The organism is Kordiimonas lipolytica, from assembly GCF_001550065.1.
In genome coordinates, this window is record NZ_LRUB01000017.1 from 276275 (window position 1) to 296719 (window position 20445).

19 protein-coding genes are annotated in these 20445 nt (G+C 56.8%); 12 read left to right on the plus strand and 7 right to left on the minus strand.

The features are described 5' to 3' along the window. Nucleotides 1-117: 117 nt before the first annotated feature. From KORM41_RS09370 to KORM41_RS09380, 3 genes are all read left to right on the plus strand, one after another. Nucleotides 118-549, plus strand: coding sequence for an iron-sulfur cluster assembly scaffold protein (locus KORM41_RS09370; RefSeq protein WP_068143740.1), 432 nt, complete (start codon nt 118-120; stop codon nt 547-549). 73 nt (nt 550-622) lie between these two features. Then, nucleotides 623-1678: a serine hydrolase domain-containing protein gene (locus KORM41_RS09375; protein ID WP_068143742.1), complete on the plus strand. Its 1056-nt coding sequence runs from the start codon at nt 623-625 to the stop codon at nt 1676-1678. A gap of 81 nt (nt 1679-1759) precedes the next feature. Next, the gene (locus KORM41_RS09380; protein WP_068143744.1) at nt 1760-3256 is read left to right on the plus strand and encodes an FMN-binding glutamate synthase family protein; all 1497 of its coding nucleotides are present in this window, start codon (nt 1760-1762) and stop codon (nt 3254-3256) included. Between the two features lie 97 nt (nt 3257-3353). On the opposite strand, the gene KORM41_RS09385 is transcribed toward KORM41_RS09380, so the two are convergent. From KORM41_RS09385 to KORM41_RS09400, 4 genes are all read right to left on the minus strand, one after another. After that, nucleotides 3354-4184: a hypothetical protein gene (locus KORM41_RS09385; protein ID WP_068143746.1), complete on the minus strand. Its 831-nt coding sequence runs from the start codon at nt 4182-4184 to the stop codon at nt 3354-3356. Nucleotides 4185-4285: 101 nt separating this feature from the next. Further along, nucleotides 4286-5683 (minus strand): protein adenylyltransferase SelO family protein, encoded by a 1398-nt coding sequence (locus tag KORM41_RS09390; protein ID WP_068143748.1) that lies wholly within the window; start codon nt 5681-5683, stop codon nt 4286-4288. Next, nucleotides 5680-6282 (minus strand): nitroreductase family protein, encoded by a 603-nt coding sequence (locus tag KORM41_RS09395; RefSeq protein WP_068143750.1) that lies wholly within the window; start codon nt 6280-6282, stop codon nt 5680-5682. Before KORM41_RS09395 ends, KORM41_RS09390 begins: the two co-directional genes overlap by 4 nt. Nucleotides 6283-6352: 70 nt before the next feature. Then, entirely contained in the window at nt 6353-6874 is a 522-nt protein-coding gene (locus tag KORM41_RS09400; protein ID WP_156431853.1) for a GNAT family N-acetyltransferase, read from the minus strand. Nucleotides 6875-6979: 105 nt separating this feature from the next. Between KORM41_RS09400 and KORM41_RS09405 the strand changes: the two genes are divergently transcribed. The 5 genes from KORM41_RS09405 to KORM41_RS09425 all read left to right on the plus strand — a co-directional run bounded on the left by KORM41_RS09405 (nt 6980) and on the right by KORM41_RS09425 (nt 11382). After that, nucleotides 6980-8257 carry a PQQ-dependent sugar dehydrogenase gene (locus KORM41_RS09405; RefSeq protein ID WP_068143751.1) on the plus strand — a complete coding sequence of 426 codons (1278 nt, stop codon included), beginning with the start codon at nt 6980-6982 and terminating at the stop codon, nt 8255-8257. Next, nucleotides 8244-8648: a c-type cytochrome gene (locus tag KORM41_RS09410; protein ID WP_082719662.1), complete on the plus strand. Its 405-nt coding sequence runs from the start codon at nt 8244-8246 to the stop codon at nt 8646-8648. The genes KORM41_RS09405 and KORM41_RS09410 overlap by 14 nt, the downstream gene beginning before the upstream one ends. Continuing rightward, a complete protein-coding gene (locus KORM41_RS09415) occupies nt 8620-10683 on the plus strand; it encodes a TonB-dependent receptor (RefSeq protein WP_231727066.1) in 2064 nt (687 codons plus the stop codon). The genes KORM41_RS09410 and KORM41_RS09415 overlap by 29 nt, the downstream gene beginning before the upstream one ends. A 9-nt stretch (nt 10684-10692) precedes the next feature. Then, entirely contained in the window at nt 10693-11016 is a 324-nt protein-coding gene (locus KORM41_RS09420; RefSeq protein ID WP_068143757.1) for a hypothetical protein, read from the plus strand. Between the two features lie 102 nt (nt 11017-11118). Beyond that, on the plus strand, nt 11119-11382 hold the full coding sequence (locus KORM41_RS09425; protein WP_068143759.1) for a hypothetical protein: 264 nt from the start codon (nt 11119-11121) through the stop codon (nt 11380-11382). 54 nt (nt 11383-11436) lie between these two features. Here the strand turns inward: KORM41_RS09425 and KORM41_RS09430 are convergent, their stop codons facing one another. Next, entirely contained in the window at nt 11437-12033 is a 597-nt protein-coding gene (locus KORM41_RS09430) for a methyltransferase family protein (protein WP_068143761.1), read from the minus strand. A 150-nt stretch (nt 12034-12183) separates the two neighbouring features. On the opposite strand from KORM41_RS09430, the gene KORM41_RS09435 reads away from it, so the two are divergent. Continuing rightward, the gene (locus KORM41_RS09435) at nt 12184-13347 is read left to right on the plus strand and encodes an alpha/beta hydrolase-fold protein (protein WP_068143762.1); all 1164 of its coding nucleotides are present in this window, start codon (nt 12184-12186) and stop codon (nt 13345-13347) included. Nucleotides 13348-13349: 2 nt separating this feature from the next. Here KORM41_RS09435 and KORM41_RS09440 read toward each other — a convergent pair whose 3' ends face one another. Both KORM41_RS09440 and KORM41_RS09445 read right to left on the minus strand, forming a co-directional pair. Continuing rightward, the gene (locus KORM41_RS09440; protein ID WP_068143764.1) at nt 13350-14594 is read right to left on the minus strand and encodes a serine hydrolase domain-containing protein; all 1245 of its coding nucleotides are present in this window, start codon (nt 14592-14594) and stop codon (nt 13350-13352) included. A gap of 111 nt (nt 14595-14705) precedes the next feature. Next, nucleotides 14706-15629: a fatty acid desaturase family protein gene (locus tag KORM41_RS09445; RefSeq protein ID WP_068143766.1), complete on the minus strand. Its 924-nt coding sequence runs from the start codon at nt 15627-15629 to the stop codon at nt 14706-14708. A 210-nt stretch (nt 15630-15839) separates the two neighbouring features. Between KORM41_RS09445 and KORM41_RS09450 the strand changes: the two genes are divergently transcribed. From KORM41_RS09450 to KORM41_RS09460, 3 genes are all read left to right on the plus strand, one after another. Next, on the plus strand, nt 15840-17693 hold the full coding sequence (locus KORM41_RS09450; protein WP_231727067.1) for an alpha/beta hydrolase family protein: 1854 nt from the start codon (nt 15840-15842) through the stop codon (nt 17691-17693). Between the two features lie 135 nt (nt 17694-17828). Beyond that, the gene (locus KORM41_RS09455; protein ID WP_068143769.1) at nt 17829-18614 is read left to right on the plus strand and encodes a type 2 periplasmic-binding domain-containing protein; all 786 of its coding nucleotides are present in this window, start codon (nt 17829-17831) and stop codon (nt 18612-18614) included. Between the two features lie 189 nt (nt 18615-18803). Continuing rightward, nucleotides 18804-20351, plus strand: a complete 1548-nt coding sequence (locus KORM41_RS09460; protein ID WP_068143772.1) for a peptide MFS transporter — start codon at nt 18804-18806, stop codon at nt 20349-20351. Nucleotides 20352-20445: the final 94 nt, after the last annotated feature.

The following is a 20445-nucleotide window of genomic DNA, read 5'->3' on the forward strand; positions in this document are numbered from 1 at the left end:
GCTGGAAATCAAGGCAAAGGCAAGATTTCTGAACCATGGGCCAAATCCTTCTTGGCATTCACTTACAGTCGGCTTACGTAAGGGGTGAACCTCTGGATCACTGGTTTGGGGCCTTTTATGACCGAACTGTACAATACCGATATCCTGCGCTGGACCACACGCATTCCGCACACCGACCGGCTTCAGGTGGCGGACGCGACAGTGACCAAGACCAGCCGCATCTGCGGTAGCCGGATCAGCGCGGATGCCTGTGTCCGGAACGGGGTGATCACCGAATTCGGTCAGGAGGTGAAAGCCTGTGCACTTGGCCAGACTACAGCCGCCATCGTTGGCCAGCATGTGATCGGGCTCAGTGAAGACGAGCTTTCTGACATCGCCGCGCGTTTCCGCCATATGGTTAAGACCGGTGAGGCTGACTTCCCTGATAAGTGGGCAGCTTTGGCGCTTCTTGCCCCTGTGTGGGAGCATCCGGGTCGCCATGGCAGTGTGCTACTGCCCTTCGAGGTGCTTGAAAGCCTGTTCGCCGAAGCGGATCATGCAGGCAACTGATTTCAATTCGATCTAACTATCGACAAAGTTCTGTTGTTCACTATGGTTGGCGCAAACCGAGTGGAGAGCGAAGATGGTGCGACGTTTCATATCAGGCCTGTTGTTGCTGGCAGTAGGCATTGTCAGCCCGGCCCTTGCCAACGGCACGATGGATGAGATGACAGCCGCCATCAGCCGCGGGGATTTCAAGGACATCACCAGTGTTCTTGTCATGAAAAACGGTGACATCGTCTACGAGCGCTATTTCGGCAATGGCAAGCCCGACTATCTCAATAACACGCGCTCCGCGACCAAAAGCATCACCAGCATGGCGGTGGGCGCGGCGATCGAGCAAGGCGCCTTCACCGGTGTTGATGACCCGGTCATGCCGCTGTTCCATGTCTATGACCCGATCAAGAACCTGAACGATGACAAGAAGGATATCCGCCTTAAGGACCTTCTGACCATGTCGTCTGCGCTTGATTGTAATGACAATGACCAGACAACGCCGGGCTATGAAGACAAGATGCATGAAAAACAGGACTGGACGCGCTTCGCCCTGGACTTGCCAACCATGCCAGGCTGGTCGCGCGATGGTATGGGGCTTGGGCCTTTCCGCTACTGCACAGTAGGGACATTCCTTACCGGTCAGGCGATCGAAATGGCGGTTGGGCAAAGCCTTGACGATTTCGTTGACGCCGCCCTTTTCACGCCGCTTGGGATCAGCAAATACGAATGGTACCGCTCCCCCATCGGGGAAGAGCAGGCCGGTGGCGGGCTGGAACTCACGAGCCGCGACCTGATGAAGTTCGGCCAACTGGCGCTAGAGGACGGTGTCTGGCATGGCCGCAGGTTGCTGCCCGAAGGCTGGATCGCTGCAAGCACCAAGCCGCACCGCAAGGTCAGTGAAACGCAAAGTTACGGATACCAGTGGTGGATCGGGGAGTTCTTCTCAGCCACTACGGGGCTGGTTCACAAGTCCTATTATATGGCCGGTAACGGCGGCAGCAAAGTTGCTGTCTTTGAGGACATGGGCCTTGTGGTGGTGATTACGGCTGAGCGATACAATACGCCCGGCATGCACCAGCAATCGAACGACCTGCTGCAACGCTATATCCTGCCAGCCTATGAGGTTGGCGCCGTTCACTAGAGGTCTGTTGTCGCTTTACTGATCCGCCCGCCTGTGCGAGCCTTCTGGCAAGAACGGTCTGGCAAGGAAAAGGGGCATCGGATGGACGCGCTTCTGGCGAATCTTCCCATCATCTTGAAATATATGGCGCTTGTTTTTGTGCTCGCCATTGGACTGGGCGTGCTGTGGGTCATTGGGGCCTACTGGCGTGACAAGACCCAGCATGAAAGTGCGCTCAGGCGCAACTACCCGGTGATTGCCCGCTTCCGATATCTGTTTGAGCATCTGGGCGAGTTTTTCCGCCAGTATTTCTTCGCGCTGGACCGCGAGGAAATGCCCTTCAATAGGGCGGAGCGGTCATGGGTTTACCGTGCCGCGAAAGATGTGGATTCGACCGTCGCTTTCGGCAGCACGCGGGACCTTCGTCCAGCAGGGACCGTGTTTTTTGCCAACTGCGCCTTCCCCGCGATGGATGAGGAGGAAGCCGAGCCCACGCCTGTCACCATCGGCCCGGGTGCCAGGCACCCTTATACTACCAGCAGCATTTTCAATATCTCGGCCATGAGCTTTGGGGCCCTTTCAGTGCCGGCTGTGCGGGCGCTTTCCATGGGTGCAAAGAAGGCGGGTATCTGGATGAATACCGGTGAAGGCGGCCTGTCCCCTTATCACCTTGAAGGCGGCTGCGACATCGTCTTCCAGATAGGCACAGCCAAGTTTGGGGTGCGGAAACCGGAAGGCGGTTTTGACGAAGAAAAGCTGAAGGCGGTTGCTGCGCGCGAACAGGTTAAGATGTTCGAAATCAAGATGAGCCAGGGAGCCAAACCCGGCAAGGGCGGCATCCTGCCAGGCATCAAGGTGACGGAAGAGATCGCCGAAATCCGCGGCATTCCTGTTGGCGAAAGCGCCATCAGCCCAAACCGCCACCCGGAAATGAAAGGTGTGGGCGATATCCTCGATATGGTCACTTACGTGCGTGAGACCACGGGCAAGCCCACGGGCCTCAAGATGGTGGTGGGTGACGAAGAATTTTTCGGTGAACTATTCGCAGAAGTTGCCAAGCGCGGTGCGGAGAGTGCGCCCGACTTTATCACCCTTGATGGCGGCGACGGCGGCACGGGTGCCGCGCCCATGAGCCTGATTGACAATATGGGTATGCCTCTGCGCGAAAGCTTGCCGCTTCTGGTGGATAGCCTGAAGAAAAACGGCCTGAGGGAGCGTGTCAAAGTGATTGCATCAGGCAAGCTGATAAACCCGTCCGAGGTAGCGTGGGCCTTCTGCGCGGGGGCGGATTTCGTCAATAGCGCGCGGGGCTTCATGTTCTCGCTCGGCTGTATTCAGGCGCTTCAGTGCAACAAGAACACCTGCCCCACGGGCATCACCACCCATGACAAGCGCCTTCAGCGCGGCTTGGTGCCAGAGACAAAGGCCGACCGTGTGGCGCACTATGCTGAAAACATGAAGAAGGAAATCTGTATCATCGCCCACAGCTGCGGTGTGGCAGAACCCCGAGCGCTCAGACGCAAGCATGCCCGCATTGTCATGCGACCGGGCCTGAGCAAATCCATGGCAGAGCTGTGGCCCGATGTGGCGGAAGGGTAGCGGTAATCGATCTACAGATTTTCGCGCGTTCGCTTGTGATGGCGTTTCAATCTAGCTCTATTCCGGGCCGCCGAATCCAGATTGTAGGTCGGAGGTTTTACAGCTGTGCCTGTTCGTATGCCATGTATAGTCGGTTGATCATCTCTTGGTCTTCGATTTCGTCCAATGTCACGTTAAAAACCGCTTGCTGGTTGGTAGTTGCGTCAATAGGGAACAGAATGCCAGACCCATACGGATAGCCTTCTTCCTTCACAAAGAGCCGTGCCATGTCGGACTCAAAGACCGAAAAATTGAAGGCCTTCCGAAGGGTAGGCGTGTTGCTGCCTTGTGACCAGGCAAGCACAAGTAATTGATATTCGCCGATATCAAACTTGCCCAGATTTCCTCGCGTGAAGTCGCGAATGTGCGACATCAGGTCTGTTCCGATCGTGACAGCCGGGCCGTTGGGAACATACTTGGAATTTATTTCGATCTGGGTTTTCTTGGTGATCTCACTGATCGTTGCTGATTGCGTCCTGCTCCAGCTGCTGAAAGATGCGATGAAGCCTGACCAGATCGTATCGCTTGGTACCGTGATGTTGCTGAACGGGATTTGAGCAACGATTTCGTTCCGGCTGATGGCTTCGGGTTGCAGATAGTAAGTTTGAGCCGGCATCACATGGGCATAACCCGTGTCTTTGGACTTGATGAATATGTCCATTCGCTCGACCACTCCGCCCGCGCCCCCTTTGTTGACAAGCTGAACAAACAAGTTTGCGGTCAGGTTTCCCCAGGTTTCAAACAGGGTCATGTTGCGCCCAACAACAAGGTCGAGGTTGGGCTTTTCGAAATAGGTATAAAGCGGCTTCATCTGCGACAGAACGACCGCGACAATGGAAATCACGATTGGGGCTAACGCCCAGCGTCCAGCTTTTGTGTCTTCAGCCATAAGTTCCCCCAATGCTGGAAAGAATTATCACTCAAAACGTATGCGTGCTTAGTAAAGGTGGTTTATGCTAACCCCTGGGTTGAAGGCGGGCAAGCTGCTTTTCAGAGGCTGAGCGCCTCGCCCATCTCGCGGATAGTGTCGATTTTCTGGTTTAGCGGCGACCAGTCGTCGCGCTCGGCGATGTGGGACCAGATGTCTTCCACTTCATCAATCAGCATGGTGCAGGGCGCGTCGCCGTGGAAATAGGGGTGCTTCAGCGCGCCGGGTTTTGCAGGACTATAGCCCTTGAGCGCGTCGCAGAGCTCGCCAAATTCTTTGTAACGCTCTGCCTTGGGGCTGGCCATGGCGCGGTTTTCGCTGATGCCGCCGCCGAACCAGTCGAAGAAGAAGCGCTCATAAGGGAACTGTTCCCTCAGCATGAAATTGTTGATGAGTGTGAGGAGCGCATCATCAACCTTGTCGCCCTTCGGCTTGATGCCCAGCCGCGCCAGCAGCTTTTCACGTAGCGCGGCAAGATAGATGCTGGGGAAGGGCGCCAGCACATCCTTCAGTGCCTGTTCCTCGCAGATATCCGCCAGCGCGCCGCCAAGTTGGTAGATGTTCCAGTGCAGCGCATCGGGCTGGCGGCCGAAGGCATAAAGCCCGGTCTCATCGAAATAGGCAGCGGTGAACTGCAGGTCCATTTTCGGCAGGAAGCGCCAGGGGCCGAAATCGAACACCTCGCCCGAAATATTGATATTGTCTGTGTTCAGTACGCCATGTACGAACCCGGCGGCCATCAGTTCGGCGGCCTGCACAGCCACTCGTTCCATCACAAGGCCAAGGAAATGAAGAGCCTTTTCAGCGGCGCTGCCTTTCATTTCGGTATCGAAATAATATTTCAGGCAGTAGTCCACGAGCTTCGTCAGCTTTTCCTTATCGGTGAAATAGGCGTGGCGCTGGAAGGTGCCGATGCGGATGTTGCCGTGGGTCAGGCGCACCATCACGGCGGAGCGGGTGGGTGAGGGTTCATCCCCGCGCATCAGGCTTTCGCCCGTTTCGATAATGGAGAAGGTTTTTGAAGTGTTCACCCCAAGCGCTTCCAGCATCTCGGTCGCCATGATCTCGCGCACGCCGCCCTTCAGGGTCAGCCGCCCGTCACCGGACCGGCTGTAGGGCGTGGTGCCGCTGCCTTTGGTGCCAAGGTCCATCAATCGGCCCTGATCGTCCCGCATCTGGGCGAACAGGAAACCGCGGCCGTCGCCGATATCCGGGTTATAAACCTGGAACTGGTGGCCGTGATAGCGCTGGGCCAGGGGCGAGGGCAGATTGTCGTCCAGTGGTTCGAAGCGGGCGAAATGTTTGACCCAGTCGTCATCCGACAGGTGATCAAGCCCGACCGACCTCGCAGCCCGGTCATTCCTGTAGCGTTGGATCGCCTGCGGAAAATCAGCCGCCTGAACCGGATCGGCGAAACCTTCACCGAGGTTCAAGAAGGCGGTTTCGGGGCGATAAGTCATCGGCCCTCATTGCTTTCCGGGAAGCCCCAAGTGATATGATCGCTTATATTGGGGCGGGGGCGTTCGGTTGGCTCGTCTGCCTGGTTGCCAAAGAACAGGAAGCCTGCGATCTGCTCGTTTGCCGAAAGGCCCAAACCGTTCGCGACCGTTTTGCTATAGGCCGCCCAGCCGGTCAGCCACTGGCTGGCAAAGCCAAGCGCTGTTGCGGCCACCAGCATGTTTTGGCAGGCCGCGCCGATGGATAGTTCCTGCTCAAGCACTGGGATTTTGTGATCAGGGTTGAGGCACATGATGGCCACCACAAGTACAGGCCCCTGACTAGCGTAGCCCTTCATTTTTTCGGCGACCCTCGGGTCGCGCTCATCTTCAACCACCAGGCCTTCGGCAATCAGGTCACCCAGCTTCTCACGCTCAGCGCCCGTGAGTACCAGGAACCGCCAGGGCGCCAGTTTGCCGTGGTCTGGCACGCGCATACCGGCGGCTAGAATCTTCTCCATCTCGGCCCGGTCGGGGCCCGGTCCAACCATGTCCTTCGCCTTGACGCTGCGGCGGTTCATTAGAAGATCATAGGTGGCTTCGTTGGGCGTGTTGAAGGACATTGATTGACTTTCAGTTTATCGTCGGTTGCTGGCAGGGATATTGGGGTTTGCCCTGCGCCTGTCAATGGGATTAGCCGCCGGTAGGGTCCAGATGTTTGTAGAATATGGTCGTGTCGCCGAAACTGTCATCGGCTTCAATGGTGTAATGGGGCACTGTACCAACGCACGTATAACCCATGCGGGAATAGAGGCCTTCTGCAATATCGCCGGTGGCTGTATCCAGCATCAAAAGGGTGCGGCCTTTCTCCAGGGCGAGCCGCTCCAGCGCGATCATAAGGTTGCGCCCCACGCCGATGCCGCGGGCATCCGGATGGACCATCAGTTTCTGAACTTCCGCCCTGTGGCGGCCGTTGGCTTTCATGCAGGGCGCCAGCTGAACGGATCCGATCACCTTGTCACCGACATGGGCAATCAGCATCCAGACCTGGCCGGATTTCAGTGCGGCATTGACATCATGCCAATAGGCTTCAGCTTCTTCCGGCTCAAGCGGCGCGTGAAACCCGATGGAGGCCCCTTCGCCCACAGTGCGGACCAGCATGTCGACAAAGGCGGGCAGGTAATCTGTCAGGTTGGCTATCTGTTCGATCTTCATCCGAGCTTCCTGAAAAGACGTAAGAAGGCATGATCACCTTCTTGTTTGTTTTCAACATCATACCCATGCGCTATAGCTACTGGCAATCAAGCCCGGAGGAAAAAGATGAAAAAGATTATCGCTGTTGCTGCCATGACCGCAGCGCTTGCAATGCCCGCCGCAGCCGAGGTGGTAGGCGTGAACCCGTCTGCGAAGGTGGATGAGGCAACTGGCATTCGCGTTCCTGCGGGCTTCAAAAGCACTGTATTTGCAGACGGCGTGGGCTTTGCCCGCCATATGGCCGTGTCCGAAAGTGGTTGGCTGTATGTGGCCTTGATGCGACCGCAGGACGGGTTTGGCGCGGTGGCGCTGAAGGACACGGACGGTGACGGCAAGGCGGACGAGCGCAAATATTTTGCACAGGGTTTAACTGGCACCGGCATGGGTATTGAGGGCGGCAAGCTTTACTATGGCACCAACACCTCGATCCTGCGCTGGGATGTGCCGACTGATGGCGCACCCGTGGGTGAAGCAGAAGTGGTTGTGAGCGGCATGGAAGACCGCAGCCAGCACGCAGCCAAGCCTTTCACCTTCGATGGTGCCGGGCACATTTATGTGAACATCGGTGCGCCATCGAACGCCTGCATGGAAAAGATGCGCACCAAGGGCTCGCCCGGCATGGACCCATGCCCGATCCTTGAGGAATTTGGCGGTATCTGGCGTTTTGATCTTTCGAAGGCGGGGCAGAGCCAGGCAGACGGTATGCGCTATGCCACCGGGGTCCGGAACGCCATGGCGCTGGATTGGAACAGCGCGGCTGACAGCCTTTATCTGGCGCAGCATGGCCGCGACCAGCTGCAGAGCTTCTTCCCCGATCTTTATGACGCCGAAGCCAGTGCCAACCTGCCGGCGGAGGAGTTCCACCGTGTGGGTGAAGGCGCGGATATGGGCTGGCCATACGGTTATGTGGACCCCAGCAACGATGGCCGGGTGTTGATGCCGGAATATGGTGGCGACGGCAAAATGACGACTGACCGCGGCCAGATGCCGATGATCGCCTTCCCGGGGCACTGGGCGCCGAATGACATGATTTTTGTCAAGGGTGACAAGTTGCCGATGGGCTATAAGAATGGGGCGTTGATCGCTTTCCACGGTAGTTGGAACCGGGCGCCTTTGCCGCAGGCTGGCTACCGCGTTGTATTCGTGCCGATGGACGGGCAAGGCGAATTGGCAGGTGACTGGGTTACCTTCGCGGACGGCTTCCCCGGCATGGAAGTGGTAAAAAGCCCCCGCGATGCCAAGCACCGGCCTACGGGCCTTGCGGAAGGGCCGGACGGCGCTATTTATATTTCCAGCCTGATGTCGGGCGGACGCATTTATCGGGTGACGTATGAAAGCAATTAATCTTGGAATGGTCGCGGCAGTGCTGGTTTCCAGCACCGCCATGGCGGAAGACGCGCCGGTTGATGTGCGCGAAGTGAAGGGCAAGGCGCTCTATGAAGAGCACTGTGCTTCCTGTCACCAGTTCGACGGTGGCGGCGTGCCTATGCTGCAGCCCGAACTTATCGACAAGCCGCGCGCCAATGGCCCGGTTGGCGGCGTGATTGACATGATCCTGTTCGGCAGCGCCGCCATGAAGCCGACGGACGAAGATTATTCGAACGAGATGCCGGCTTTCGCGCATCTTTCAGACAAAGATATTGCCCTGATTGCCACTTATGTACGCACGCACTTTGACAATAATGGCGGCCTCGTCACTTCTGACGATGTCCGCGACCGCCGACCAGCAAACTGACCCGGAAGCCGAGAACGAGTATTGTGTTCAAAACCCGGAACAATGCGAAGAGATATGGCTCTTCCATGAGATATTGGTGTCGCAAAGGCGCTTGGAGGGTGCCGCTTCCGGTAGCTCCGAAACTATACTGGAGGTCAGGAAGTCTTCGGTAGACAGGCTGGACAAGGTCTTGGGAACCGTCCCGGGTGTTGGCCTGTTCCGACGGGCTGACAGCCGCACGGCGCATCCGACAACACAGGGGCTTTCCATGCGCGGCGTTGGTGCGAATGGGGCGGGGCGTGTTTTGGTCACGCTGGATGGTGTGCCGCTGAATGATCCGTTCGGTGGCTGGATCTATTGGTCGTCTCTCAATTCCCTGGATGTTGGTGATGCCGTTGTACGCAAGGGCGGTTCGCCCGGCGCTTTCGGCGCGCAGGCCCTGGCGGGGCAGGTTGATTTGCGTAGCACAACGCTTAGGGATGCCTATGACGGTGCTCGCGGATGGCTTGGCAGTGACGATAGCAAGAATATCGGTGTTCGCTATGTGAAGGAATTTAAAGGAGGCTCGCTGGCGCTTTCCGGCGGCTATTTCGATACGAATGGCGATTATCTTCTAGCCGAAAATCAGCGCGGGTCTGTGGACGTGCGTGCCGCCTCAGAAACCGCCTATATCGGTATCAATGGCGGCTATGAGTTTGAAGATGCCTATGTTGTAGGGCATGTTCGGTATTTCAAGGAAGACCGGGTGAATGGCCTTAGTCTTGCTGTCAATGAAACGGAGGCGTTGGACGCTTCGTTGACCGTGACGGGCTATGCGGATGCTTTTGATTGGGAGCTGATCACCTATTACCGAACACGCGATTTTGCCAATGTTTTCGCTTCGGCCCGCGATGACCGGACGACCGAACGCGCGGTGCTGGACCAGTTCGACGTGCCTGCGTGGGGGGCGGGGGTGCTGGCGCGCGTGCAGTTTGATGGGGTTGAGTTCGGTATGGATGGCCGCCGCATGAGCGGGGAAACCAACGAACGCTTCCGCAACCTGGGTGCGGGCTTCACCCGCCAGCGCCGGGCGGGCGGTGACCAGTGGACGCTCGGGTTTTACGGTGAATACAGTCATGAGGCGGATTGGGGGGCTCTCTCCGCCACGCTCAGGTATGACCGCTGGCGCACCTACAGTGGCGTGCGGGACGAATATAACATCGAGGACGGCTTCCCCGGCTTCGCTTCGCCAGACCGGTCAGACCTTGTGCCCAACCGCAAGGGCGGCGGATGGACGGGCCGTGTGGGGTATGAACGCGCACTCACCGGTGCGATCGATATGCGCGCGGCGGCCTACAAGACCTGGCGGCTTCCGACGCTGAATGAATATTACCGCCCGTTCCGGGTGGTGAATGACATTACCGAAGCCAACCCGAACTTGACGCCTGAAACGCTCTATGGCGCGGAAATCGGCTTTGACTATGAACCGCTGAATACAGTGAAGCTGTCTGCCACCTATTACCGCAACTGGCTGAAGGATGGCGTGGGCAATGTCACCATCGGCTTCGGCCCGGGCTTTTTTCCGCTGGGCGGCTTTGTGCCGGATGGCGGTGTCCTGAGGCAGCGGGCAAACGTGGATGAAAGCATCACCGACGGCATTGAGCTGGATGCAATGTTGGAGCTTGAAACCCACTGGACGCTCTCCGCCAGCTATCTGTATGCCCGCGCGCGCATCACCAAATTTGACGCCATGCCGGAACTTATTGGTAAGCACCCTGTGCAGACACCACGCCATACCGCCACAGTGCGGGCGGCATATTCTGGCGATGGTTGGGATATGAATATTGAGGGCCGCTATGCCGGTGGACAGTATGATGATGACCTCAATACCCGCCGCCTGGATGCCATCTTCACAGTGAATGCCGGAGCCCGATATGACATTTCAGGCAGTTTCACCCTGACGGCCCAGATGGAAAATCTGTTTGACGCCAAGGTGGTGTCGGCGGTAACTGCTGATGGGCTTGAGACTCTGGCTCAGCGCCGCTTCTGGCGTATCGGTCTTGAAGCCAGCTTTTAGGGGGACATTGTGGCAGTGCCGGTTTTTCATCTTCTCTTGTGCCGCAAAGGCGACAAGCTGCCGCCCTATGTGATCCAGCTGGCGAAAGGCTATAACGCCCAGCTTTATATCGCCAACAATGAAAAGCATGTGCGCACGATGCTGCGTGAGCATCCCATCGACATGGTGCTGATTGGCAGCGGCCTGTCAGCTGAGGTGCGCGGTGCCATGGTGCAGGCCATTGCATCAATCCGCTCAGACCTTTCCATCCACCTTAATGGTGACGTGGAAGGCGGACTATCCTTCCCGCAGTTTATGGAAAAGACACTGTCGGCCTACCTACCCAAGCACTGACTGCTTGCTTTCCGGTATTTTTCTGCTACTACAAAAATCATAAAGAAAAGCTGGCCAACGAGCCCGCAAATATACGACAACGACAGCTTGAGGAATAAACCCATGAAAGCAATCAACGCTATTATTATGTCCGCCGCCTGCCTGACGCTGGGGGCTTGTGCCATCACTATCGACGGCGATGACCATCCACGCAGCTATGACCGCGGCCACGACAGCGTGACAGTAACCCTGCCAAACGGCGACCGTGACCGCTTCTCCTGCCCTGAAGGCACCAGCACGTTTGTTATCAACATGAAGGACGAAGGCAAAGGCATGGTCTATGGCTGCCGCACAAATGGTGCACCGATGCCGGTTGTTGAAGAATAATTGGCGCTATGGCGAAGCGTTTGAAAGCCGGGCATTGCCCGGCTTTTTTGTTGGCTACAGCCAGCGGCGCACCCGCGCCTTGTAGGCTTCAAAGGCGTCACCAAACTTGTCAGAGAGAAATGCTTCTTCCTGCCTGATAATCAGGCTTACGAAAACCCAGGTCAACGCAAGGCAGGTCATGGTAAACAGCCCTGGCGCGACAACAACAGCACCGATTAGGAACAGCATGATGCCAACATAAATCGGGTTGCGGGAAAACTGGTACAGCCCACCGGTGACAAGGTCCATGCCTTCTTCCGCGTCTGGCGGCAGGCCGATGCGCCAGCTGTGCCCCATGTCCATCTGGCTGATCACGGCGATCAGGATGCCTATGGCCATCACCGCCACGCCCCAATGGGCATAGGCGAAGGGCTGCACCATCAGTATGTCATCCAGTGCCGGCCAGAAGGGGCGGGCGAACAGATAGAGGTTCAGCACAATGCCTATGATGCCGGCACTGGCCTCAACCGGGTTACGCTTGCGCCCCAGAAACGCCAGTACACTGACCCCCTCACGCTGGCGCAGGTGCAGGATGCGCGCGAAGCCCCATAAAAGGGCCAGTCCGATCAGGGCCGGTGGGCCATATAAGTTGATGGTGGTTATGCTTGGCATGATATGTCTCCGCTATGGGAAATCCCTTATTCATGCCAAGCATAAAGGTTGAAGCAACTATAAGCTCAAGCCCTTATTTGCCAAATATGCCAGGTTGTTCAAGTTACACTTTTGCTTTAATGTTGCGACACCACGGAGCCAGGGGGGATCATGAAACAGTTCGCTGCATTTTTGCTGGTGGTTTGCGCGGCCATTGCGCCCGTGTGCGCCGAAGATATAACCATCGGGAAAAGCTACACGTTTCATTCAGAAATTCTGGATGAAGACCAGTCCTATGGCGTTGCGCTTCCGGTTGGATATACGCCTGATCAATCTTATCCGGTGATCTATGTACTTGACGGCTGGGAGCTGCAGTTCCAGGCCGTTACAGCTGTTGCGCGCGCCCAGAACATGATGGGGTCCTTGATGCCTGGCGCCATCGTTGTGAGTCTGCCAAGCAACGATCGGTACAGGGATTATTTTGCATCGTCGGATGACACGGATGATGAGGGTCATCACCAGCCATGGATGGCGGCAGCTGGCGGTGGAGAACGCTATCTGCAGGTGCTGCGGCAAGAGGTGTTCCCCCTTATTGAGAAGGCCTACAATGTGAAGCCTTACCGGGTTCTGGTTGGCCACTCAGCAGGCGCGGCTTTGGGGCTTCATGACTTGATGAGCGGAGCCAACAGCTTCAACGCCTATCTGATGATCGATCCGCCGGTTACCATGCAGAGCGGATATCTGCTGAAACTGTCCCAAACCATGGAAGAGGTCGGGGCGCCTAAATTGGCCTTGTATCTGTCATATGTGCCGCATGACGACGGCAAACATATTGCCGCGTTGCGGGAGATGCTGGCCAATATTGAAGCGCGGGCTCCAAGCGGCTTTCGGGCGACCAGCCAGCTGTTTGAAAAGGAAACTCACCAGTCCGTTCAGCTTGAAAGCTATGTTTATGGCCTGCGCGCCATATTTGACGGCTACACTCCACCACCCATTGAGGACGCAGCAAAGGACCCGATGCTTCTGGCGAAGCATTACGCTGGCTATTCAGGCAAATTGGGCGTGGAGTTCCTGCCAGACCAGGCCTTCACTAATACTGTCGCCTACAATGCGTTGAATTATTACCAGTGGCCGGAAAAAGCGCGTCAGCTCTTCCAGATGAATGTGGAAAACTTCCCTAAGTCCAGCTGGGTATGGAGCGGTATGGGAGATTATTACGCAGGCATCGGGGAGACTGAGCAAGCGGCCAAAGCCTTTGAAAAGGCCTTGGCGCTGGAAGCGGACAATTCCTATGCGGCGCAGCGCCTGAAGGACGTGCAAGCCAAACTACAGTAAGCTCACTCTGACTGCATGCCAGCAGCCGTTTCCCGCGCGGCGAGGTCTGCAGAGATGGCCTGGAACGCAGTGACGATCATATCTTTCTGCGCTTTGTTCGCCGGGTCGTTGAAGCCTTTGTTGGCGCTGGTTTTCGCAATCACGATGCCTGTCGTCGGGTCCACATAGATGAACTGGTGATAGATGCCCGCTGCGAAAAAGTCGCCGTGTGGGTTTGTTGGTATCCACCACTGATATCCATAGCCAAACGGCGTTTCCGAGCCCGGGTTGTCGGCGCCGGGCATAAGATGCGGTGCTTCCGGTGTTACGGACGCCTTGACCCATTCGACTGGCACGATCTGTTCATCACCCCAACGGCCTTCATTGAGGTACAGCCGCCCCATCCGCGCCATGTCACGCAGGCTCGCCTGCAGGCCGCCCATGGCCACTTCCATGCCGTGCCCGTCGATCAGGAAATAGGCGTCCTGCTCCATGCCAAGGGGCTGCCAGATTTTTTCCTCAAGAAGCTGGGTGATGGTTTGCCCCGTCACGCGCTTCAGGATCATGCCAAGCACATGGGTGTTGACGCTGACATAGTCGTTATAGGTGCCGGGTTCACGGTCGCGCGGCAGGCTGGTTGCGAATTCGTCGAGGCTGCCACCGGTGCCGATGGTCATGGACATCCGGTTAACGTCTGATGTCAGGTCGCCGTAATCCTCGGTGAAGCGAATGCCGGTGGACATGGTGAGCACATGCCTGAGCGTCACGCCGTCATACCCCGTGCCCTTGAACTCAGGCAGATACTTGGTGACCGGATCGTCCAGATCGTCGATCAGGCCGTCGTGCATCGCAATGCCGAAAAGCGCGGAGATGAAGCTTTTGGTCACGGAAAACTGGATGTGCCGGTCATCCGCCTTTTGCCCCTGGTAATATTCTTCAAACAGGATCGTGCCGTCCTTCGCCACCAGAAGGCCTGTGGTGCCGGTCTCGACCATCAGGTCCTTGATCGACCGTTCTTCGCCGTCATAAATATAGCTGTCGGTGATAGGCTTCAGGTCATAGTCAAAGGCTGAAGGCGTGCCGCTCGCATGCACGGTGGTGGTGTTGAAAAATTCCTTGGTGTTACGGTAATTTTCCGTCAGGTGCTCCACGTCATAGAAACTGGCCATGCGGTAGAAGGCCTGGCCCATATTGACCGCATAATAGCCAAGCGGCACAAGAATGATGATAACCACGGCCCAGAAACCGCGTTTTTTGAATACGGACATAATCCCTCCCCAGGACCCCAAATACACCAATACTGATATTTTTATCAGTTATAGCGGAAGTGGGGAGAAAGCCCCACTCAAAAAAATTTAGGCGCTTCAGGACTGTTCCGGTCAGGCAGAGGCATTCAGCTTGATGATGTCCCAGTAGCCGGTGCGGATTTCCATCTCATCCCCGAAGCCACGCTTGAGCATCAGGTCATGCACCTCCCGAAGCCGCCAGCATGGCACAAACGGCAGCATGTGGTGCTCGATATGGTAATTGACGAAATAGGGCGCGAATGTTAGCCGCTCCAGGGGATTTGCAAGGGTGGTGCGGCTGTTCTTCAACGGGTTTTCAAGGTCTTCCATGGTGGCGTGTTCTGCAATATTGCGCACCCGCAGGAAAAGCTGCTGTGTGGTCATGAGCGGCAACAGCCAGCACAGGAGGAACAGGTCCATCCTGCCCGCCAGCGCAAAGCCGGTGATCGTGAGCGCATAGAAGGCGATCGGCCCTGTATAGAAGGCGCGCAGGCGTTCCCAGCGGCCTTTTTTCTCACCCCATACATAGCGGAAGATGCCCACTTGTGTTCGCAGGAAAACGATACCTGTGAGGTCGCGCAAGATCTTGCGCGCCATGCTGCTTTTTGACACTGGGAAGGGGGTATAGAGATAGTTTTCCGGGTCGGCGTCCGTACGGGTGAAGCGGTGGTGCGCCATGTGCCGCTTCCGGTAGGTGTTCATGCTCAGGATCATAGGCCAGGCGGCCAGCGCCTGCGAAAGCTGTTCATTCAGCCAGCGCGTCTTGAACAGCATGCCGTGGCTGCCTTCATGCATCAGGATCGCCAGCCCAAGCTGGCGGCTGCCGACAATGATCAGGCACAACACCAGGGTGGCGGGGTTCGGGAACAGGGCATAGAGCGCAGTGCTGCCGACAATCAGCCCCCAGCAGTGAAAGAGCAGCCAGAAGCCCATAAGATCCGACCGCTGCCGAAGCCGGTGCGATTCCTCTTTCGTCAGAATATCCGACGGTTTGATGCTGTTCCACTGTGTCGACATGCGTGTCCCCCGACCGGTCTTGTCGTCTTTCATTAATGATAATCATTATGCATGATGAAGGCTGGGTTCGCGAGTCTTAAAAACAATAGCCACGGTGATGGGGCTCAGCTTGCGCAGTAGCCCTGAAGTTTGAACCGATGGCCTATTTGAGAGTGCCTCATTGCGTGCTAGCCTACATCCATGCGTCACCATGTTAGTCGTTTGATATCATTGCTCGTTCTGATTCTGGCCTCGCCCCTAAGTGCGGCGCACGGCGTGGGGGATGCCGCTCTCCTGGAACATCTGTCGCGTCCGCCCATGCTGGCGGCGGTATCCATGTCGCGGGACGGACATTTCCTGTCTGCGCTGCGCCGCAATGGAGATCAGTCGGAACTGGTGGTCTGGTATGCGGACGCGGGGGTTGAGGAAGCCGAAGTGCTGCCCTATGCCTTCGAGGACCTCGACTGGTTGGCCTGGGTTGGCGGCGGGCGGCTTTTGCTGTCGCTGAATGAATATGGCCTGGTTCTATATGACGCCCATGTTCGTCGCCTGAGGCCGTTGATCGACGGTGAGGGGCCCCGCCCGGGCGATTTACCACCTGTGCTCCTGAGCTCGCTGCCGGAAGACCCGCGCCGAATTCTGCTGCAGTGGGAAGATCCCGGCGTGCCTGGCTATCCGGCGGTGTACCGGGTTGATGCAGTGTCGGGCGAAAGCGAAAAGATCGTCGGCGGATGGAAGCCGGTGATCCGCTGGTGGGCGGCGCCGCAAGGGGAGGCGATCCTGGGCGAGGGGTTTGTCAGTCGCCGTCACCGCTTGTTCGCACCGCGCGCTGACGGCAGCTGGAAGATGATCCGCGACCGGGACTATTTTGACGACGATGCGCTTGCGGTTCTCGCGGTGGAAACCGGTGGCGCAACGGCGCTTGTGCTGTCGTCGCACCAAAGCGATACCCGCGCCCTGTGGCGGATGGATGCCCGCAGCGGTGATTTTATCAAGAAGCTGGCCGGCCATGACCGGTTTGACATTATAGCTGCCATACTGGACCCGGAAACCAACATGGCCGTGGGCGCTACGTTTGAGGAAGACGGGATTGAAGACATTGTGTGGGCCAGCCTGCACCGCGACAGGCTGCAGGAAATGGCAAAGCGGGCCAAGGTTCCGAACCTCTCCCTGGTTACAGCAAGCGTGGATGGCAGGCGCCAGCTTTACCGGGGCCGCCTTAAGCACGCGCCGCCACGCTATTTCCTTTATGACGCTGAGATCGATCTCCTGAGCCTGCTGCCTTATGACCCAGCAGATGACACGCTGCCCTCGCCCGATACCGAAGGGGTTTGGATTGATCTTCCGAAAGGAAAGGGGCAGATGCATGCCCTTCTTAGCCGCGCGCACACCCGCCGCGCAATTGTGCTTGTACATGGCGGGCCCGTGAAGCGGGTGACGGCAGGCTACAACCCTTTTGTCAGCTGGTTGACCGCCAATGGATACAGCGTGCTGCAGCCCAATTTCCGCGGCTCCAGCGGGTTTGGCGAAAAGTGGCGCCGGGCAGGCTATGCCGAATGGGGTCACGACATGCAGGATGATGTGCGAACGGCGACGGAGTGGCTGATTGACCAGGACATTGCGGAAAGGGGCCATATCTGTGTGGTTGGCGGTTCCTATGGCGGTTATGCTGCGCTCATGTCGGCGATCAAGGACGATGATTTGATCGGTTGCGCGGTCAGCCTCAATGGCGTGACGTCGATTGAGCTTCTGATCCGCCACCTGAAGGAGGGGCGCTTTCACATGCTGACCATCCCGCGTATTCAGGGACGGCTGTCGAAATGGGCGCTTCGGCGCCGGTCGCCGCTTAACCGGGCCGACCTGGTGCGAGTGCCTGTTCTGCTGTTGCATGCAACGCATGACACCAACGTGCGTTTCGAACATGGCCAGTTGATGCACACTGTCCTGACCCGACTGGAAAAAGACCATAATTTCATTGTACTGCAAGGGGCAGAGCATCAATTGAAGCGACCCGCCGACAAGCGCATCTATTACAGGAACACGCTGAATTTCCTGGATGCTCACATCGGGTCAAGGGCGCCCTGACGGGAATCAATAGTGATGCTTGCTGTTTGTGCTACTTGATGGCTAGAATGAGTTCAGTTGTCTTGTATGGCGTGGGGCCGAGTTTCAAGTGTGGTTGATGGTTACGTGGTAAGTCTGAAAAAGAGGGCAGATGGAATGATACGGGTGGCAGCAGTGTTGCTGTCGCTTGGCTTCCTGTCTTCCCTGCCTATCCATGCCGAAGACGCGAGGCCAATGAAAGTGATCATGCCGCTTTGGGGGCCCAGCATCCAGGCTGATGGCACAGGCATGTTTGTTGATATGTTCCGCTTTGTGCTGAAGGGCCATGAAGACCGCTATGACATTGAATTTGTCAGTTACGACAAGGCGTTGCGTCTGCTTCTCTATAGCGATGTCGATTGTGCCTATCCGATCAGCAAAAAGACGATCATGGTCTCCATGAAGCACACAGACCCGGACCAGATGGTCCAGTCTCTGCCGGTTCTTGTGTCCAAGACTTATCTATTCTCACGTCCCGGCGAGCCGGTCTTCAGCGGCATGGACCAGTTGAAAGACAAGCTTCTCATTCAGATCAGGGGTGAAAATTATAACCATAACTTCAGGATGTCCCAGGCCCGCTTCTGGAACGTGGATACGGAAATCGAAAAGGTACGCGTGCTTCTGGAAGGTCGGGGGGATGCCATGCTTGGCAGCATGCCGGAAATATTGATTTCCTTTGCGGAACTTGGTGTGGAAATACCGCCTTATGATCCTGGTTTTACAGTGCTGGATTATAATAACGCCATGACCTGCCGTTCATCGCCTAAAGCCAGTGCGCTCGTTAACCTGTTCAATCAGCGAATCCGCGAAACGGTTGAGGACGGTAGTTTGCGAGCCCGAGCAGTGGGCCATGGCGTGCCCGAGAGTGTAGTGGATGCATTCCTGCCAAAGCTACCACACTGATAAACCAATCACTCTCTGATGCACCACCATAGAAAATTGGCTTATTTGAGCCGATTTTGCTTCCCGCTTTTCCCGATTTGTGGTTTGTAAAGGCGATGCTTTCCAGCAAGAGAAAGCCAAAGACCTAAAAATGGGGAGTGGCCGCGCCGTCATGATGCAGCGGTCCAAGAGAATATAAAAGGGGTAGAAATGTCCGACACTGTTGTCTCGACCGAAGGGTCACAGGAAAAGGAATTCCTGGGCCACCCGATTGGCCTAACTATCTGTTTCCTAACCGAAATGTGGGAGCGTTTTTCATACTATGGTATGCGTGCGCTTCTGATCCTGTTTCTGACGAAGCACTTTCTGTTTCCTGCCGGTGAGGCAAGCCTGATTTATGGCGCGTACACTGGTCTGGTTTACATGCTTCCTGTGGTCGGTGGCTATCTGGCCGACCGCTATCTGGGTAGCCGTAAAGCGGTGACCTTTGGCGCTATTCTACTGGTGGCAGGGCATATATCGCTGGCCTTTGAAGGGCCACAGGCAGTTATTGACGCTGCGGGCGATGTGACGCGCTCTGATGTGCATGTGTCCGTCTTCTTCCTGTCGCTGGCGCTGATCATCACGGGTGTTGGCTTCCTGAAGGCAAACATTTCCACCATCGTGGGTGCGCTTTATGGCCCCAACGATCCTCGCCGCGACGGCGGTTTCACCATCTTCTATATGGGCATCAACCTTGGTTCGCTTCTGGCAACCATGATTGTTGCAGGCATTGGTGAAACGTACGGCTGGGGTTACGGCTTTGGTCTTGCCGGTATCGGCATGCTGTTGGGCCTTGTCGTTTTCTGGAAGGGCCAGCACCTTCTGGAAGGCCGCGCAGACCCACCAAACCCGGAAGAGCTGAAAAAGCCGATTTTCGCAGGCCTCAGCACCGAATGGTTGATCTATATTGGCGGTCTTGTGGCTGTTGGTGTCATGTGGTGGCTGGTGCAAAACCAGGCGCTTGTGGGCTCCCTTCTGGGCGGCACCGGTGCGCTTATGGTTGCGATCGTACTGGCTTACGGCTTCACAAAATGTACGAAAGAAGAGCGCGAGCGCCTCTGGGTAGCCACGATCCTGATCGTGTTCCAGGTGGTGTTTTGGGCGCTTTTCGAGCAGCAGGGCTCCAGCCTGACGCTGCTTGCAGATCAGCAGTTCAACCGTGATCTTGGCCTTTTCTCACTGACGGCTGCGCAGGTTCAAACCATGAACCCGCTCTTCATTGTGATCTTCGCGCCAATCTTCGCCTGGATGTGGGTGAAGCTGTCGAACCGCGGACTTGAGCCCTCCACCCCTGCTAAATTTGGCATTGCCATGCTTCTTGTGGGTGTCGGCTACCTGCTGTTCTCCTATGGTCTCGGCCTCACAGATGGCCCAAACAAAAGCTTCTTCTGGCTGTTTGTCATCTATCTGTTCATGACCTTGGCAGAGCTTTGCCTCAGCCCGGTTGGCCTGTCGATGATCACCAAGCTTTCGGTGGCGCGTCTCGTCGGCATGATGATGGGCATGTGGTTCCTGTTCACCGCCTTTGCAAACTTCGTGGCGGGCTTCCTTTCCAGCCTGACAGGTGCGGAAGGCCACGGGACAAGCTCGGGCGAACTCAGTGTTGACGCAACAATCGAGCTCTTCCATTCCGTTGGCCTGCTGGCCGTTGGTATTGGTGTGGTTCTGTTTGTGCTGACGCCACTGATGCGCAAGTGGATGCACGGCGTTCACTAAGCGCTGCGACTATGAATATTGGACGGGGCCTGCGGGCCCCGTTTGCGTTTTCGTTGCTTGCGGTGGATTTCTTGGCCCCACTGAGCTGCGGAAC